General features: G+C 46.8%; 16 protein-coding genes. 5 read left to right on the top strand and 11 right to left on the bottom strand.

From position 1 onward, the window contains the following. Positions 1–148: 148 nt before the first annotated feature. From NDI35_RS20610 to NDI35_RS20600, 3 genes are all read right to left on the bottom strand, one after another. Positions 149–1,057 carry an AAA family ATPase gene (locus NDI35_RS20610; RefSeq protein WP_445314360.1) on the bottom strand — a complete coding sequence of 303 codons (909 nt, stop codon included), beginning with the start codon at positions 1,055–1,057 and terminating at the stop codon, positions 149–151. Positions 1,058–1,221: 164 nt separating this feature from the next. Continuing rightward, positions 1,222–2,436: a bifunctional riboflavin kinase/FAD synthetase gene (locus tag NDI35_RS20605; RefSeq protein WP_445314359.1), complete on the bottom strand. Its 1,215-nt coding sequence runs from the start codon at positions 2,434–2,436 to the stop codon at positions 1,222–1,224. A 239-nt stretch (positions 2,437–2,675) separates the two neighbouring features. After that, complete coding sequence (locus NDI35_RS20600) at positions 2,676–3,578, bottom strand: MBL fold metallo-hydrolase (protein WP_445314358.1); 903 nt, start codon at positions 3,576–3,578, stop codon at positions 2,676–2,678. 1,114 nt (positions 3,579–4,692) lie between these two features. Here NDI35_RS20600 and NDI35_RS20595 point away from each other — a divergent pair. Beyond that, complete coding sequence (locus NDI35_RS20595) at positions 4,693–5,646, top strand: hypothetical protein (protein ID WP_445314357.1); 954 nt, start codon at positions 4,693–4,695, stop codon at positions 5,644–5,646. Here NDI35_RS20595 and NDI35_RS20590 read toward each other — a convergent pair. Then, on the bottom strand, positions 5,614–6,228 hold the full coding sequence (locus NDI35_RS20590) for a hypothetical protein (RefSeq protein WP_333135909.1): 615 nt from the start codon (positions 6,226–6,228) through the stop codon (positions 5,614–5,616). The genes NDI35_RS20595 and NDI35_RS20590 overlap by 33 nt on opposite strands. A 529-nt stretch (positions 6,229–6,757) precedes the next feature. On the opposite strand from NDI35_RS20590, the gene NDI35_RS20585 reads away from it, so the two are divergent. Continuing rightward, entirely contained in the window at positions 6,758–7,663 is a 906-nt protein-coding gene (locus tag NDI35_RS20585) for an alpha/beta fold hydrolase (RefSeq protein ID WP_445314356.1), read from the top strand. Positions 7,664–7,872: 209 nt separating this feature from the next. Here NDI35_RS20585 and NDI35_RS20580 read toward each other — a convergent pair whose 3' ends face one another. Further along, positions 7,873–8,397: a DUF4330 domain-containing protein gene (locus tag NDI35_RS20580; protein WP_445314355.1), complete on the bottom strand. Its 525-nt coding sequence runs from the start codon at positions 8,395–8,397 to the stop codon at positions 7,873–7,875. 373 nt (positions 8,398–8,770) lie between these two features. On the opposite strand from NDI35_RS20580, the gene NDI35_RS20575 reads away from it, so the two are divergent. Then, a complete protein-coding gene (locus NDI35_RS20575; RefSeq protein WP_445314354.1) occupies positions 8,771–9,622 on the top strand; it encodes a M48 family metallopeptidase in 852 nt (283 codons plus the stop codon). 187 nt (positions 9,623–9,809) lie between these two features. Here NDI35_RS20575 and NDI35_RS20570 read toward each other — a convergent pair whose 3' ends face one another. From NDI35_RS20570 to rfbF, 5 genes are all read right to left on the bottom strand, one after another. Beyond that, on the bottom strand, positions 9,810–10,580 hold the full coding sequence (locus NDI35_RS20570) for a metallophosphoesterase family protein (protein WP_445314353.1): 771 nt from the start codon (positions 10,578–10,580) through the stop codon (positions 9,810–9,812). Positions 10,581–10,947: 367 nt separating this feature from the next. Continuing rightward, positions 10,948–11,694: a DUF1995 family protein gene (locus tag NDI35_RS20565; RefSeq protein ID WP_445314352.1), complete on the bottom strand. Its 747-nt coding sequence runs from the start codon at positions 11,692–11,694 to the stop codon at positions 10,948–10,950. A 177-nt stretch (positions 11,695–11,871) separates the two neighbouring features. Continuing rightward, positions 11,872–12,603 (bottom strand): cyclase family protein, encoded by a 732-nt coding sequence (locus NDI35_RS20560; protein ID WP_445314351.1) that lies wholly within the window; start codon positions 12,601–12,603, stop codon positions 11,872–11,874. 84 nt (positions 12,604–12,687) lie between these two features. After that, positions 12,688–13,752, bottom strand: coding sequence for an acyl-CoA dehydrogenase family protein (locus NDI35_RS20555; protein WP_445314350.1), 1,065 nt, complete (start codon positions 13,750–13,752; stop codon positions 12,688–12,690). Between the two features lie 154 nt (positions 13,753–13,906). Further along, the gene (gene rfbF, locus NDI35_RS20550; RefSeq protein WP_333255384.1) at positions 13,907–14,683 is read right to left on the bottom strand and encodes a glucose-1-phosphate cytidylyltransferase; all 777 of its coding nucleotides are present in this window, start codon (positions 14,681–14,683) and stop codon (positions 13,907–13,909) included. 356 nt (positions 14,684–15,039) lie between these two features. Between rfbF and NDI35_RS20545 the strand changes: the two genes are divergently transcribed. Further along, positions 15,040–15,579 carry an RNase A-like domain-containing protein gene (locus NDI35_RS20545; RefSeq protein ID WP_445314349.1) on the top strand — a complete coding sequence of 180 codons (540 nt, stop codon included), beginning with the start codon at positions 15,040–15,042 and terminating at the stop codon, positions 15,577–15,579. Beyond that, the gene (locus tag NDI35_RS20540; protein WP_445314348.1) at positions 15,576–15,875 is read left to right on the top strand and encodes a contact-dependent growth inhibition system immunity protein; all 300 of its coding nucleotides are present in this window, start codon (positions 15,576–15,578) and stop codon (positions 15,873–15,875) included. Before NDI35_RS20545 ends, NDI35_RS20540 begins: the two co-directional genes overlap by 4 nt. Before the next feature lie 95 nt (positions 15,876–15,970). Here the strand turns inward: NDI35_RS20540 and NDI35_RS20535 are convergent, their stop codons facing one another. After that, the gene (locus tag NDI35_RS20535) at positions 15,971–17,299 is read right to left on the bottom strand and encodes a GH39 family glycosyl hydrolase (RefSeq protein WP_445314347.1); all 1,329 of its coding nucleotides are present in this window, start codon (positions 17,297–17,299) and stop codon (positions 15,971–15,973) included.

The raw sequence follows: 17,299 nt of genomic DNA, 5'->3' as shown, positions 1-17,299 counted from the left end.
CGATCTCAGTCTTGAAACCTATTTTACCAAATTTTTTGGCGACCGCCACTCATACATGACTACTTTTTTTTCGTTCTGAAATGCCTATATCTTATATACATCAATGCTTTCAGCCGACGGAAGTACCCCCCCAGGGGGTAAGTTCCGTTTAAGGAATAGGAACAGACCGCAACAACTTGTCAACAATTGTCTTAGCCCTCCTTCCCCCCGCCGGAATCAACCTGTGAGAAAGTACGTGCGGTGCCAAATCCTTCACATCATCCGGGGTAGCAAAATCCCGCCCCGAAATAAACGCCAAAGCCTGGGACGCCCGGTGCAAAGCCACCGCACCCCGGGGACTCACCCCCAGAGTAATCTCCTCATCCTCCCGCGTCGATCGCACCAAATCTACAATATACTGTTTCAAAGATCCTTCCACCTTCACAGCAGCGCACAAACGGCGCAATTCCTGCACCTCTTCCAAAGAAATACAAGGCTGCAAATCTTCAACAGCAAAACTATCAGAAAGCCGTTCCAACATTTGCAACTCTTCCAACGCAGCGGGATAGCCCAAAGTCAAAGACAAAGTAAACCGATCCATTTGCGCTTCCGGCAGCGGAAAAGTGCCTTGATATTCGATCGGGTTCTGAGTCGCAATCACAAAAAACGGCCTCGGAACATTTCGAGAAACTCCATCTACTGTCACCTGCTTTTCTTCCATCACCTCCAGCAAAGCTGACTGAGTTCGTGGCGTCGCCCGATTGATTTCATCGGCAAGCAAAACATTAGCAAAAACTGGTCCGGGCAAAAACTCAAACTCTCCGCTGCGCGGATTCCAAATATTAGTACCAGTGATATCCGTCGGCAACAAATCGGGAGTGCACTGAATCCGCTGAAACTTCCCATCAATAGATCGCGCCAAAGACTTCGCCAGCAGCGTTTTTCCCACACCAGGCACGTCTTCCAGCAGCGCGTGTCCGCCAGAAAGCACGGCTACCAGCACCAAGCGAATAGCATCCGCTTTGCCGACCATAGTTTTGCTTAGATTTTGTTTGAGTCGCTCAATATGTTGTCTCATATCCCTGATTACTAAGTGCTAATTGCTAATGGTTTATCAAACATCAAACTGCCAAAACCTTGAGTCTTTGCCTTGCGGACTTCGTATTCGTAAAACTACAATTGATTCTGACTCATCTTCCACCATTTTTTAAACCTATGACGCTGTTCTAGATCACATAATTATTAGACTTTAGCAGTTAAGAGGCTTCTAGCAATATCGCAATCTGCCTGAATTTGAGTTTTGAGAGCATCCAGAGAAGCGAATTTTTGTTCGGGCCGCAAAAACTCTACCAAACTCGCGCTCAAGGTTTTACCGTACAAATCCCCAGACCAATCTAACAGGTGAACTTCCACAGTGGGTTGCAGGCCGTCTACTGTCGGGCGGCAACCAACATTCATCACCCCATTGACAAAAAATAAATTTGATGATCCGCCGGAGATTAGAGATTTGGGATTTTCCTGCTGATAGGAAGAACTTTCCTCTTTCATATTTTCCCATCCATGCTTCACCGAGACTCGCACCGCGTACACGCCAAAACGTGGCAAAAATTTTTCCGGCGGCAGTTCGATATTAGCAGTAGGAAATCCGATCGTCCTACCCAGCCGCTGTCCGCCAACCACAGTCCCGACTAAACTGTAAGGTCGCCCCAGCAACTGATTTGCTCTTGTGAGGTCGCCGGAGGCCAGACCTTCGCGGATTGCAGAACTGCTGATCCGATCGCCCTCACCGCAATTGTGGAGGGGTGCAAGAGAAACATCAATACCGTAACCGGAGGCTATCGACTGCAAATCCACAGCCGTCCCAGCGCGTCCCCGTCCAAACCGAAAATCAACCCCCACACTAATTCGACTCGCTTTTAGTTGCCGCACCAAAATTTCCTCGACAAACTCAGAAGCAGTCAAGGCCGCCAATTCTCGATCGAACGGCAGCAGCACAAGTTGCTCGACACCCATTGCTGCGAGCAATTCTACCTTTTCTGCCAGAGGCGTCAGCAGTTTTTTCGGTTGACCCGTAAAAAATTCTTGCGGGTGCGGATCAAATGTCAGCACAGTGCTGTAAAGTCGATCGACCCCATCAGAATCGATCCCAGAGAGGCTGTTGCCCTCTGCCTGGGGGCCTATCAAACCCTCGAAATTATGGCTGCTGTCGGCTCTACCGGGCGGTGCTGCTGAGTCATTTTCGCAGGTCGCCGGATGTTCCCTTGGCAAATTTTGATCTGTGCAAACGTTTGAGCGCGTGTTTTGCCCCGACGCAAAAACCGTCGCAGAATTTGGTCCAGGCGATCGATTTAAAATTGGCTGCACGACTTGTCGATGCCCTAGGTGCAAACCATCAAAGTTTCCCAAGGCAACAGAAGTTGGAGTCAGAGCAGCGGTACAAGAAGAAGTTACCCACACGCTTAAAATTTTGACATACTTAGCCAGATTGCGATCGCCAGTCGATGTTAGATTTTAGATTTTAGATTTTAGAATTGACTCCACAGATAAATCTGGAAGCTTGAACTTTGGTCTAAACTTTTTGGTTTTCCACGACAGGAGTCGGGGGCTTTTATCCGTCTTTGAGTGAGGTCAGCCCTCGCTTAAATTTCAGATTTCACAGATCGAGATTTCAGAACCATCTGACAAGCTCAAATCCCTCAGACAGACACTTGAGGCGCTTGCACCGACGCTTCAGACAAATCGTTATCAGGAGGCAGCAATTGTAACGACAAACCTTCCCGCGCCATCAAGCTATTCGGGAACCGTTGAGCCACTTGTTCTCCCACCCTGTCTAAAAACTCGTCATTGTGCAGCGGGTCGTGGTGAAAAATCACCAACTTTTTGACATTAGCAGCCTTTGCCACCTTCACCGCTTCCTGCCAAGTCGAATGTCCCCAGCCGACCTTGCTGCTCTTCTCCGCATAATACTCCTCATCGGTATAAGTAGCGTCGTAGATCAGCACCTCAGCATCCTGAGCCAAATGCAGCACATTTTCGTCTAAACGATCGGGAAAATGTTCGGTATCAGTCACGTAAGCAGCCGCATACCCCCGCCAGTTGACGCGGTAGCCTATAGCTTCCCCCGGATGGTTCAGCAAAGCAGTTTCTACCTTAATCTCTCCGAGTTCCAGCGGTTTGCCCACTTCTATATCGTTAAATTTCAGGTCTGCCCCCATAATTTGCAGGGGCACCGGAAAATTGGGGTGCAACATCTGGTCGTGGAGGCGCTGCTGGATAGTAGCCTTATTAGGAGCAATAGCCCCATAGATGTGAAAACAATTGCCTGGAATAAAAGCTGGGACAAAAAATGGGAATCCTTGAATGTGATCCCAGTGAGAGTGAGTAAAAAACATATGAGCTTTTACGGGCATCTGGGAAAGGAGAGTTTGTCCCAAAACCCGCAATCCAGTACCGCCATCGAAAATTAGGCGACTGTCACCCACTCGCATTTCTACACAGGGCGTGTTGCCCCCGTAACGTACTGTTTCTGCTCCGGGAGACGCTATGCTACCTCTAACGCCCCAGAAGTGAACCGTGAATTGGTTTTGCATACTAGACATGGGTTTTCTTGCAAGATTGTTCCGGCGAGTTATCGGTAAGGTGTTTACATATTACTAAGGGCTTTACCATCAAACCCAAGTTCTTTGAGGGTCGAGTTCCCCACTTGTTGGAAGTGCCAAGAGTCTCGCTCATCGCGAGAATGCAAAACTGTTGGGCTTGACAACTGAGCAATAAGTTACAAGGTAGACTAATCAAGTCTCGATCGTAACTATTCTTTTCCTCTCTTCACTAGCCTAACCTCCGCAGACACACTTTGGGGCCGCAGTTCTGTCTGAGTTTGGTCAAAAGCCGCTGTTTTTCCAGCCTCCGCACTTGCCGAACACATCGCGCGGTCGGTTGTTTGCCTTGCTGCTTTACGGGTTGGAACCTGGATGATGGCTTTCCTGCTATCTAGTCCGGTCTATCGACCATAATATGCAGGTGGCGGGGGTGTTGTGCGCCGATATCTGGCTGATATTGCCGAGCGGGCGTGAACGCGCCTCTACAAGAATGACGGTTAATTTACCCGACTTGAGATGCTCCCGCCATTTAACCCCTGCCCATAAGCATCCGGGACTCCTTTTTAGCAGAACCCGGTTTAATTAACTCAACTCCCATTAATTCAAAAATTTTAGCAGTTTAGGAATGCTCCTGCTATTAATTATGCGCCAAGACTGTCTGGATTCTGGGCCCGCCCAGAGGCTGCGGTTCGTCCCGCTAGGGGTCAAGCTGAACCCAGCCTCATCTGACACCGGGATAGTAGTGAGAGTCCGGGCCTGCAGGCAAAAGGCTAAATTTTCGTCGTGCATTTCTTGGTGAACCAATTGAATCACTCAAAATTTACCTATTTGTGGAAAATAAAAAATTTCGATTTTTTGCCATCATGCCAACTCCGAGCGCCATTCTGTCTCAAGAGTGATGCAGAAATATTCCCTGTTAATCTGTGGTGCTTTTCTCAACAATCTTCACTAGCTCTATTTTGGGTAAAGATTTCTCGGAATTCCGCGCAGTTGCGGTACTCGTCACGGGTTTGAATTTCGGGTATCATAGAGTCTTAGACTCTTGTTTACCGAGAATCTAACTCAGTGCTAAAAAAGCCTGGATAACTTTAAGTTATTTTTCAAAAAAGTCAGTATGAATCAAGTTAAAAAAACTACAACCAAGCTGAATAGATCGCCTGTGAAAGTGTCCGATCGCACTTTGGAACTCGGTAATCTCCCCTTGAGCGACCTGTCTTTAGAAATAACTGATGGCCAAGCTTTGAGGGAATTTAGTTCGGACGATCGCCCACCGGGAACCCCAACAGCCACAAGCCGGACTCCCGAAACCAGACGCCAGAGGGTAGATGGCAAGAGCGAGTGGACTCGATCGCCTGTGGTTTCTACTGCGTTTCTCAAGTGGCTGCTAGAGAGTTTGACTCGATCGAAAGGTTGGCTGGCAGTTGTCACCCTGGCAGGAGTTTGGGGGTTGTGGAACAGTGAGTTACTGTTTTCCACAGGCCTGGGGATAGCAGCGATGATGCTGGTTTACCGAGGGCAGTCGTGGGACTGGCAATTGGTGCGAGCAAAAGGCGAGCAATTTTGGGAGGGCCCGAACCGCCGATTTGTTTTAGCGGTGGGTACGGGTGGCATTGCTACCTTGAGCGCTTACATGAGTTTGGGGATTTGGGCGGACTCCGATAGCCATTGGATGGCTTTGAGCCTGATTTTGCAGAACTTGGGGACGATCGCGATTGCTGGGCTGTTGCTGCGCCAAGCGTTGAGTCTGGGAGCCGCAAAAGATGAAGTGGCGCTCGATCGCATCTTGGCGGATTTGACTGATGCTGACCCCGTGAAGCGTTTGATTGCAGTTCGGCAAATGACCGATTTGGTGAATCAGGGTGGGTTTGGTCCTGTGAGCTCTGTCAAAAGTTCGTTAGCGAAGCCCTCGCAGAGGATCGCCCGTTCCCGCGCTGCCGAGTGCTTTCGCCTGATGCTGAGTCGGGAACCAGAAGCTGTAGTCCGCAATGCCCTTCTCGAAGGTTTGCAGACTTGGGACGCTACTTATGGCATCGCTTTAAAATCCAAAAATCAAGTCATCGACTATTAGCTGACCGTCAAAAGCGTAAAAAGTAATTTTATGAATATTCGGAGCTTTTACGCGCAGGGGAGCCCTAGGGGCGATCGGAGAATTAGACCCCACCAGATTGGGCGCCGGCATTTCATCCTGAACAATTGGGTTGCCGTCAATGTCACAAGCAGATAAAACAGTTCGTCGCGAACTGGTGACAAGTCCTGACACCCAGCGAACTGGATACTTAAAAGTTACTTCTATCAGTCCGCTTTTGGGGGCCCCCATTAACACTGTTGCCCCAGAACCCGTGAAAAATGCTGGGTTTGAAGGTTGGATGGCGACGGCATTGCTAAAAGTCACCCCCCAATGTGCAAACTGGTGTTCTACTACTTCAAAGCATTTCAAGTCTTCTAAAGCTACGCGGACGATCGCAGGTACCGTGGCGCGCGATCGCACATCTGAACCTGCGCCTGAGCGTTCTGGAGTGGCGACAAAAGACTTTTTGCCGTTTAAATCCATGCTTCGACAGGCTGTGTCAAATTCTGCTAACCCGTCAGATTGAAGACTTTTCGCATCAACCATAAAACCCTCGCGATCCCTTTTTCTGAGCAGTTGCATTTTAGTAGACCTCCCTGAGATTAGTTGTTTCTTGTGTTTTGGAATTGATAACGGCGAGGCCCGTGATTGCCAAACCTGCAATTAGGAATCGAAACCCCATCGCCCGCCCTCCAACAAAGACTTTCGACCTCAAAAGCCACTGCTCCGCAAAATATCGTGATTAATGATTTGTGATTGGCGAGCGTCGGCCAACCTGCCTCCTGCCTGAAAGCGAGTTCTAATACTCCTCCTTTCCGAGGGTCTGCTTTCCGGCTTGGCGAACAGACTCTATTTTGTTGAGGGGTCTTACCCATCATTTTGCTATTATCTCCGATCGGCGCTAGTTTGCAAGGGTAAGGATAACTACACAGCCGAATTGCCCAAATCGCAAAAGTTACTTGCTGTCTGTAGTTTCACGCTTCACCTGTACTAAAATAGATTTAAATCATTACTCAATCTTTACAAAAACGCCACCAGCTTTGCAAGTTTTTTAAACAGAGACGGGGCGACGGAAAAGAATCTAAAATATAACAGCGATTGAGGTTAGTTTATGCTTGTACCCCTCGGCTTCGGTCAGCGATCAATAGTTACTTCTCTCGGCAGAATGGTCTACTACACTGCTGAAAAAATGCCTTGGATGGGGTTGCCGACCTCAACTTCGGAAAATAAGCCGAACTTAGTATTTTTTCACGGTTTTGGCGGCGGGTCGAGTGCCTACGAATGGTCGAAAGTTTATCCGGCTTTTGCGGCAGAATATCGAGTTTTAGCACCGGATTTAATCGGTTGGGGGCGATCGGAACATCCGGCAAGAAATTATCAGGTAGAAGATTATATCACAACTTTGATCGAATTTCTCGAAAAAACTTGTGGCAGTCCGACAGAGGTGATTGCTTCTTCGCTAACAGGGGCGATCGCGATTCGAGCGGCGATCGCACGGCCGGATCTCTTCAAATCCCTAATTTTGACCATACCCAGCGGTTTGTCGGACTTCGGACAAGATTACGGCAGCAGTTTCTTCGCTAAGCTAGTCAACACGCCGATTTTAGATCGCTTGCTCTACAGTACCGGCATCGCCACAGACGGCGGCATCCGTAACTTCCTAGAACAGCGCCAATTTGCCGATTCCCGCCGCGTTTATCAAGAAATTGTTGATGCTTACCTCGCATCTGCTTTGGAACCAAATGCAGAATATGCCGCCCTGTCTTTTGTACGGGGAGATTTGTGCTTTGATTTGTCGCTGTACATCACTCAGCTAACAACGCCGACCGCGATTATTTGGGGAGAAAAATCGCAGTTTACCGGACCCGATATCGGCCAGCGGTTGGCCAACCTCAACCCCGAAGCAATCAAAGTTTTTCAACCTTTGGAAAACGTAGGTTTGACTCCGCAGTTAGAAATTCCCGCTGTTACGATTGGCTTAATTCGGCAATACTTAAAATTGCTTTCAGAAGGGTGAAGAAGTTCGGCAACGGATTTTGTAACGGATGTAACGGATGGAGGAAAAAGGAAGAAGGAAGTTCGGCAAGGGATTTTGTAACGGATGTAACGGATGGAGGAAAAAGGAAGAAGGAAGATTAATTACCCATTACCCATTACCAATTTCCAATTCTCCATTAGTCATTAGTCATTACCCATTACTAATGACTAATGACTAATGACTACTAATTATTCTTTCACTCGCACGTCGATGACGCTGGCGTTGAAAATGTACTTGTTGCCTTCAAGCTCTAGCGTAGTGCCAATTTTGACTTTCGTATTACCTAAAACCGGGCCATTTTCAGTAAGTTGACCTTTTCCCTCTAAGGTAAACATCATATTTTTGCTGAAGGCTTCTTCTTCTCTGGGATCGGGGAGAGCTTTCAGAGTGCCGTTGGGCTGAGGAACTGCTAGGGTTCTGGTGAGAGTTTTGGCCGATTTGATGGTAATCTGACCGGAGGGTTGATTGCGGATCACCACATTGATTTTATCACCTGCTTTGAACAAATCTTGAACGTTTGTTCCTTTGAGACCGATCGCAATTGCATCAATTTCTACAGGTTTGATACTGGTGCCGACTTGGGCGACGGAACCGCCAGAAGTGCCGGGAAAGAAGAAGATTCCGACTGCAACTAGCAGTACGATTAGAGCGGCACCTACGTCTAGGATGCTGAGTTTGCCGAACAGCCGGCCTTGAGAATCCAAAATTTTCATAAATCGCCTATTATACTGATAGCGACAGGAGTATGTTTACAAGCTCAGGACTTACGCAGACATCGATGAAAAACAGATGCGGCTATTGCTGAGCTACCGCTGGCAATGACATACTTTATTGATGCGTAAGTCCTGAAGCTAAAAGATATTACCACAACGATCGCCCAAAATCCGCATGACTTGGGCACTTAACCCAGAAGGCAGTTGACGGCGGTTGGTTGGCCGACAGGTCGATCGCCCAGAAGCTGGTGGGGCGGTGAAAAATTGGCAAAAAGCTAGAATAGCAACTAAGCAGCCTTAAATTGCGTCTGCCTATTGAGTGACTTTTCGAGTTTTTCCTCAAATTTTATCTAACTTCTCCCACGTATCAATCATGTTAAAAAGTTTTTGGTTGACTTGCCGGCGTACTTGTGGCCGGGGGATTTATCTGTTTCTGTCCCTGATTGTGGCTGCGGGTATCTGGGTGGTTTCCCCAGAACCGACTCAAGCATTTTCGTTGCCCGAACTGATTTTTCGAGGCATTCAAGTTATTCAATTGTCGAATATGTCCGATCGGCAAGAGGTGACTATTGGCCGACAAATTAATCAGCAGTTAACGAACAGCCAGTTTAAGATTGACCGCGATCGGGACACTACAGAATATATCAACCGTATCGGTCAACGACTCGCTCAAGAAAGCACTCGCCCCAATATTCCTTATACTTTTCAAGTGATTGACGACGACGCGATTAATGCTTTTGCAACTATGGGCGGTTTTGTTTATGTGAATAAAGGCTTAATGACAGCGGCGGACAATGAGGCAGAATTGGCAAGTGTGATCGCCCACGAAATCGCTCACATTAATGCTCGCCACGCGCTTAAACAAATGCGTCAAATGGCCATAGCTTCAGGTGTAGCTTCGGCGACTGGGCTCGATCGATCTCAGGCGGTTCAGATTGGGGTGGAATTGGCTTTGCGGCGCCCCCACAGTCGCCAAGCTGAGTATGAAGCAGATCAGTTGGGATTGCAAACTATGGGGCGAGCGGGCTACGCTCAATCTGGGATGGTTGATTTTATGAAAAAGTTGCTCGACAAACCTTCTCCTCCTAGCATTTTGAGCACTCACCCGGCAACTGGCGATCGTATTGCTGCTATTTCACAGGCTATAGATCCGGAGCTTGCTAGCGGTGAAGGTTTGAATAATGAGGATTACAGGCTAGAAATCCGCAGGCTTTTAGGTTCGTAGCAAACGTAAATCAGTCAGGCACTCTCTTATTTTCTCTTCTCTTCCCTTCTCTTTTCTTACTTCGCGATCTTCCCGTCTTCGCGGTTCGTTAAAAAATAAATCCAGTTACTAAGGTATGTCAGCAGCAAGTTAATTTCGATTTAAGAGCTCGGACTTAAGCTGACATACCCTACAAGGAAAACTTGATTTAACACTGCTGTTGAACAACAGAATCGATCGCAGGTTTCGGGGGTGCTATCGGCTGCGGCTTCAATTGCCTGACAACTTCGTCAAACGGCAAAATTCGGACTTGATTGTTAAATACATTTACTTGATAAACTCTGCGGTAGCTGAGGTCAAATCCTGTCAGCCAGCCGCTTTTGGGATGATAAGCACCCGTGTCAATATCCAACCACCCTTCGCCCCTGACTAATTCGCCCGGTCTGACCCCATGAAAGGTAAAGGTGATCGTGTGACCGGTGATAATTAATTTATTGGGAAAATAGGGTTTCGACATGGTGTGAAATTCCCTGCGAATCCAACACAGTTGTTCGATCGACTGTTCATCGAGCGACAGATGGGGGTCAACGCCGGCGTGAACCAGCCAGATGTCCCCTAAGTCCAGGTGCGTGGGGAGCGATCGCAGCCACTCTAAGTGTTTGTACGGCATCATCCCTGTATCTCTGTAGCTCGCTACTGTGGCATCGCCGCCACTGTAGAGCCAAGATTGCCACGCTCGCATATCCATCGGCGTTCCCGACAAAGCCTCCAGCATCAGTTGTTCGTGGTTGCCCAACAGAGTTTGGTAGGGGCTTTGCTGCACAAAATCTAATACCTGAGCGCTTTTGGGACCACGATCGATTAAGTCTCCCAAAAAATAGACGCGATCGTTCGAGCTGGGGGCCAGTGCCTCTAGCAGGGTCATTAAGCCGTCGTAATGCCCGTGTACGTCCCCGATAACAATGCGCCGATGCTCCATTGTGTTTATCCGCTTCCCTGACTCAAAAGCCCCATCTCTAGCTTATAGCATCTGATTTTGCTGCTATTTGCCTCTCCTCTTTTACGGTGGAGGGGTGTCACCCATTATACTGCTTTGTATAAAGATTCTGTAAAGCTCGCCAGTACCTGTTTGCGTAGCTACTGATAGAAACAGAGGCAAGTTATATCAATTCCGGTTGCACTCCTCGATATGAGTGTTGACTGTTGACTGTTTGGACATTTGAACAATACCGATGCAACCGGAAACGATATTATGGCAGTTTTAATTTGAGCGAAGTACAAATATCGGGTAGGGGCACGGCGCCTGGCCGTGTCCTGGGCGTATTTCAGAGAATTGAAAACTGCTGTCACTGAGTCAAAGCTTTGAGGAATGTCTGGAGTTCTGCCAAAAAACCTTTCTTTTTTACAGGTTTGGCAGGTGTGGTGGAGTCAGGATCGTCGGTTCCGAGAGCTTTGGCTAAAATCCGCTCTAAATCGTCTCCGACTGGTTTTTGGGCAGTTTCAGAAATTAGTTCGTATTGGTTGTTGGTTTCCAGCCACACTTGCCACGATTGGGGGTAGCAGCGGAATAAAGCAGCAGTGTCTAGGGGTCTGATGTAGTAGCAGGATTCAATTTTGCTGAGGAATCGATCGCGCAATTGGCGGCCCGCATAGCCTATACCTATGGTGGCAACATCTTCCAGGCGCGGGTTGAGTAGAATTACTGGGCGACCGGCCGCAGCTATGTAAATTTGTTCGACTTGGGCCACTTCTACGGCTGCTGGATTGATCAAAATGAAAAGTTGATCTTCCGGTGCTATTTTATCTTCAACAGGGGTGCGACTGCTACCTAAATCAGTGACTTTAAACGGTGTTTCTCCCCAGTCACGGCGCGCGAGGGCTGCCGCACCGGTGTCGGGAAAAAAGACTTTTACTCCGGGGTAGATTTCCTCAAATTCTGGGAGGAATTGTTCAGTGATAGACTGTGCTTGCAGGGCGATTTCTGGAAATACTAATTCGACTTGCAGTAGAGTTTGGCCGTCCGAGAGGGCTGCGGCGGTGGCAATGCGGGATTGGGCGATCGCTTCGTTGAGATCCTTGGGCAGTTCTGTCATTAATTTAATTGTTTTTACTCGACTTCTCTCAATCTAATTTTACCTGAGATATTGCACCATTCTCAATTACCTGTTTAGGAACAGGCTTTCCGGCCTGTTCCACAAGAAAATTCACTCTTTGTGAAACAGGCAAGATGCCTGTTCTTGAGCATGGTGCAAGATGTAAGTTTTACCGCATTAAGCAACAAAAGCTAACACTGACACAGGCGAGCCGGAACCTCCCAAAAGACGCAAAATTCCGATAACTAAAGTGATGTCAGCCGCAGGTAACAAGTCGAGATTTGCTAGATTTTCCAGCACTATTCGCTGCTTTTCCAATACCAATTTGTTAACCGCAAAACTTTCATCTCGCCCGGTATCGACTCCGTGAGTGTCGGTTCCAATGCCTGCGATAGAGCGTTCTTCTAGCAAAAATTGAGTGGCTGCTTTGCCAAATCCGGGAAAGTGGCAAATTCCGCGCTCGTCTCGGTTAAAAAATGCTTTCTCGTCATCCCATTTTTCTTGCCAGCCAGTATACAATAAAACTATATTTCCCGGTTCTATAAGTTTGTGCTGCCGTTCCCAAGTCAATATATCATCAATTGTTAAAGTGTAGTCGGGATTGGCAAGACTTTGCTCTCGGATGTCGATCGCAATTGCCGGTACAACGAGCGACTGCGGGGCATAACTATCAATGCTGGCGCCTCCTGCATAAAAGCTGTTGGGTGCGTTAATGTGAGTGCCGCTGTGTTCGCCCATTGAGAATTTTCGCAGGAAATACCCGTCTGTTTCTATTTGAGCTACTGTGGCAATTTCTGTCGCTGGATCTCCTGGCCAAATGGGAATATTTGGGTGAATTGAATGGGTTAAGTCTACAATTTTGCTGTAGGCGATCGTTTTTAAGTTATTTGACTTAAAGTTGTTTGTCATCAGGTAAAATATATCTATTATTTATTAAACACAGTTGAGTTTTTGACCTTCTGCGATTTCAATCTAAAATCTAAAATCTAAAATCTAAAATTCGATTAGTCGATCGAGCGTTGCTTCCATCACATCCTTTGTTTGCCCGGAAACAGTATACACCAAAGCTTCTCGATAAACTCTCCCGGCCGGGTGTACCGCACCGTTAGCAGCACCGCTAGAAACTGCAACCGCAGCGTGCCCGCAACGCACCGCTAAATCAATGGCTTGAGCTCGCAGCGCTAATTGTTCTGCTTTCGAGCTATGTTGAGATTGTGGGAAATTCTGTTTTAGCCGATCGAGCTTTTGCTCTAGTTTTTGGCAAGCCACCCTTATAAAAGGTGAATTCTTAGCAGCCGCCGCTGCTGCAATTACATCCAATCCCGCTCGAATACAGCCAAAAGTACCGGGAACAAAATTCAGTATATTTTTGGTGTCGTTTCCCGAAATCCAGCCGACAGGTTTAACTGAAATTATTTCCGATTCATGCAGCCACCAATTATCCAGAGTTGCTGTCACAGTATTAGTCGAGTTCATGGCGATTAACTGCATGATTTCGCTACAAGCTATTTTACCATATTCGCCTCCAATATTGGCAAAAGGCACTAAACCGAAAACAGCGCGTTCGTCAGGAAGTACCGCCGCTACAATAAACTTTTGAAACAAGCCAAAACCTGTTACCCAAGGAACTTTTCCTGACAGTAAATAGCCATCTTTTGTGGGAGTTGCGGTGACGGCCGGATTGCCCGATCGCCTCAAATGCGAAAACCCAATACCCAAGCGTAGCTCTTTTTGGGCGATCGCGGGCAAGTATCTGCTTTTTAGGATTTCATTGTCGCTGTTGGTAAGCATCGCAGTTGCGCTGTGGTGCTGAGTTTGCAGGAAAGACAAAGCGCCGGAATATCGAGCCGTCAATTCCTGATATTGGTAAAAAATCTCCGGTGCAATTTCGGCGCCGCCCCATTTTTGGGGAACTCGCAATGCTAAGAGCGATCGATCTTCCAATCCCGCAACTGCTGTTTTCAGCACTTCGGAGTCGCTGTCGATAATTTCCGCGTGAGGTGCAACGCACTTTTGTAGGTAAGTTTCTGTGCTGTTGAGAATATCTTGGGAATCCATTTTTTATAATTATTTTATAGCAGAGGTAGGGACACGGCACTGCCGTGTCCCTACTACTCCCTCGCTCGCGGGGTGTACTTAATAAACGTAGAATCTGCCTTATTTTCCTTCAAATTCTTGTGGAGCGAGCCTAAAAGCCCGCTCCCAAACTCACTCATTTCCACACTTTCCAAGGAGCCTTCCCTTCATCCCAAAGTTCGTTTAAATACTTGTATTCTCGAAAAGTATCCATCGCAAAGAAGAAGCCGTCATGACGATAAGCCATCAACTGTCCATCTGCCGCCAAACGCTGCATCGGCTCTTGTTCTAAAATACAATCATCTCCCCCCAAATACTCAAATACCCGGCGGTTAAATATCATATACCCAACACTGATCCAGCCGTCGATTTGAGGTTTTTCAGTAAATTGAACTACGCGGCTATCGCTATCTACCTCCAAAATTCCAAAGCGAGAAATCGGGCGAAATGTAGTGACAGTTGCCAGCTTCCCGTGAGATTTGTGAAAATCCATCAAGGCGTCAATATCGACATCAGCTACTCCATCGCCGTATGTCACCATGAAATTCTCGCGATCGATATATTTTTCGATCCGTTTTACCCGCCCTCCTGTCATGCTTGCCGCGCCAGTTTCAGCTAGTGTCACTTTAAAATCTTGTTCGAGATGTTCCTCGTGATAAGTGATGGTATTTTGGCGTCCCAGACAGATAGTAAAGTCATTATTCATGGCTTCATAATTGAGGAAATATTCCTTAATCATGTTGCCGCGATAGCCCAAGCACACAATAAAGTTTTGGAAACCGTAGTGTGCATATATCTTCATGATGTGCCAAATAATTGGATGCCCCCCCACCTCAACTAAGGGTTTGGGACGAAATTCTGTTTCTTCTCTGAGACGAGTACCGAGACCGCCAGCTAGGATAACTACTTGCATTGTGTCACATTTTTAAAGATGATAAATTAATTTATCATCAATCATCAGGGATTTTTTCAAAGAATTATTAACATTTTCTCATAGTGAGTGAAGCTTTGTAAACCACAAAAATCACGAATTATTATAAATAATCGTAGGGTGATCCGTGGACACCGTGTATTTAGGAATAATCGTAGGGTGTTCCGTACACACCATGTATTTAAATGCTGCGCGCAATTTCTAACTAAGAGTAGGGTGGGTACTGCGGACAGTATATTTGAATACAGCGCAATTTCTAACTTATTAATAGTCGATTAAGAAATAGACAAAAAAACAGAAAAAACCTATACTAAATATAAGAAAGACATTCAACAGAAATGAAAAATCAACTCGATCGCCTAAAAAAGTTTTTAGGTATCCTCTGTGCGATCGCCTCAATAATTATATTATTCCAATCGGCTATACCTGGTGTTTACGCCACGGTTGTTGCACCGAAAATCTCAACCATACCACAAACCACCGTAGCTTTTGTACCCAACATACCGGGCGGCGGATTAGACTTTCACGAATCAGCAGGAGGACACACTTTAGAGAGACACGTTGGTAAAACAGAAACAGAACTAGCACAGCGACTCGCCAGCGAAACGAGAATTTCTGCAGCATCTTCTTTTACTGACCGTTCCGTCGCCGAAGCGGCTATTGCAGAAGCAATGAACAGAAATCAAAGTGCGATCGACTCTTGGGTGAAAAGTCGAGGTAATCGTTATACGATCGACTACAATGCCAACAGAATAATTGGCATTACTCTGCGTCGCCGCGCATCCAAAGCAACTTCAACATCTCGCCTGAGAATCGTCCTCCAGCGCAGCGCCAAATTACCTCCCGGATACTTTATTCTCACCGCCTATCCCCAATGATCAATCAATTTCCTCATTTAACCCAATTTTTCAGTTCCTACTTTCACCAAGACTGGCCGTTAGAAGCTGACACTCCCAGCGATGTAGTGAACAACTACCGCAGCAGCGAACCGCGCCCAAGCGTTGAAGCTGCATCGCAAGAGCTCAGCAAACTGCTCAAAATGCCGATCGCCCCCGCCGATTTAGAAGCATTCATCCTCGATGAATTAGGGTGTTACTACGACCCACAATCCGAAAATCAAACAGTCCGAGAGTGGTTGGAATCGGTGCAAAAATCTTTGAATAATGGCAGCTAAAATCTATATATTTGTAAGAACACGGCTATATATTTGTAAGGACACGGCACGATCGTGTCCCTACAATTTGTTCACAATTTAATAGGATAGCTAGCTCACTTGCTAACGGTCAATAAGTAGCCTTCGTGGACGTTGAAATTAGGGATAACATAAGCCAAGCTGCCGCTACCCACCGACAAACTTTCTTCTTTAACGGTGACAAGCTGTGGCACGGCTCCTTCTTGATTGTTGGGAATTTTTTCTAATTTTAGAGTTATTTTCTGACCCCTTTGAATACCTAGCTGCTCCAAATTGCCGAGGGTTAATGTTACCGTTGTTGCTGAGGAAAAATTGGGGTCGAAATAACCTAAAAGTATCTGTGCTTTACCTTCAGGATTTGACTTGCTGGCTAAAGCGACAAGGCGATTGTTATTTGACCAACTCCGCACCCGTGAATTAACTCCGTCAGCATAAGCTTTGTAAGTCCACCAAGCTGCTCTTGGCTCAAAAGTATTAGGCGTGACCATCCCACTCAGCGTATTGTTGAAGCAATTGCTAACTTTATTTGGCCCTTTAGTATCCCAACAAGCTCTGCAAGCACCGTCAGCTTTTGCATACTCTAAGTTATACAAATAACCTAAGATTTCCCCAGGCTGGTACTGCGCTAAGTTTCCGACAATTTCGTTGACGTAAATTTTTTGCAATTTCAGTTCCTTGTAAGAGGGACTTTGCTGAAAATTGCGTTTAGCATCAATTACATGATCGTCAACAAATAAGATCATGGTATCGTTGAGTTCGTGCCAAGCTAGGAAATTTACTTCCAGTTTGTTCGCTTTGCAGTAATCCAAAAAAGCGGCGAGATATCCTTTGTTGTAGTTGGTAATGCTCGGTCCGCCAATCATTGCTGACGGCCCCAATTCTTCTCGCAAAATTTTGTAAGCTCTTTTGTAGGTTTCAAAGAATTGTTCTCTGCTTCCATTCCAAAACGGATTTTTTAAATCGGGTTCATTCCATACATCCCAAATAATTTTCTTGCCTTTATTTTGCTGCGCTAACTGTCGGATGAATGCTTCCCACGCAGGGTAGTTTTGATAGGGCCAGCCATTGGGATTGGTACCGTAGCCCCACAAGTCGCTAACGAGTAACTGAAACTCGGCTCCGCTGGCGATTACTCGATCGTAAATATCGAGTCTCCCGGCCCGCCAAAGTTTGGGCTGCAAGGGTTTGATCGAGCTATCCGGCGGTTTGGCAGTGTCGATTCCGTGCAGGATGCCACTCATGGAAATTGTACCGGTGGCTGGCTGTCCAAAATCTACTGTAACGTTCGATCGAAGTTGGGCGATCGCTCTTGGCTGTCCCAAATAGGCTATTAACAGAACAGTAACAATAGCTAAACAAATTGGCAGCAGTTTATTGATCCGTGGGAACTTGAATGTAAATTGCAT

Origin of the sequence: Microcoleus vaginatus FACHB-2002 (genome assembly GCF_040004035.1) — a bacterium.
Taxonomy (GTDB): Bacteria; Cyanobacteriota; Cyanobacteriia; order Cyanobacteriales; family Microcoleaceae; genus Microcoleus; species Microcoleus vaginatus_C.
The sequence above is the reverse complement of the archived record's forward strand: the minus strand, read 5'-3'. Positions and strand labels throughout refer to the sequence as shown.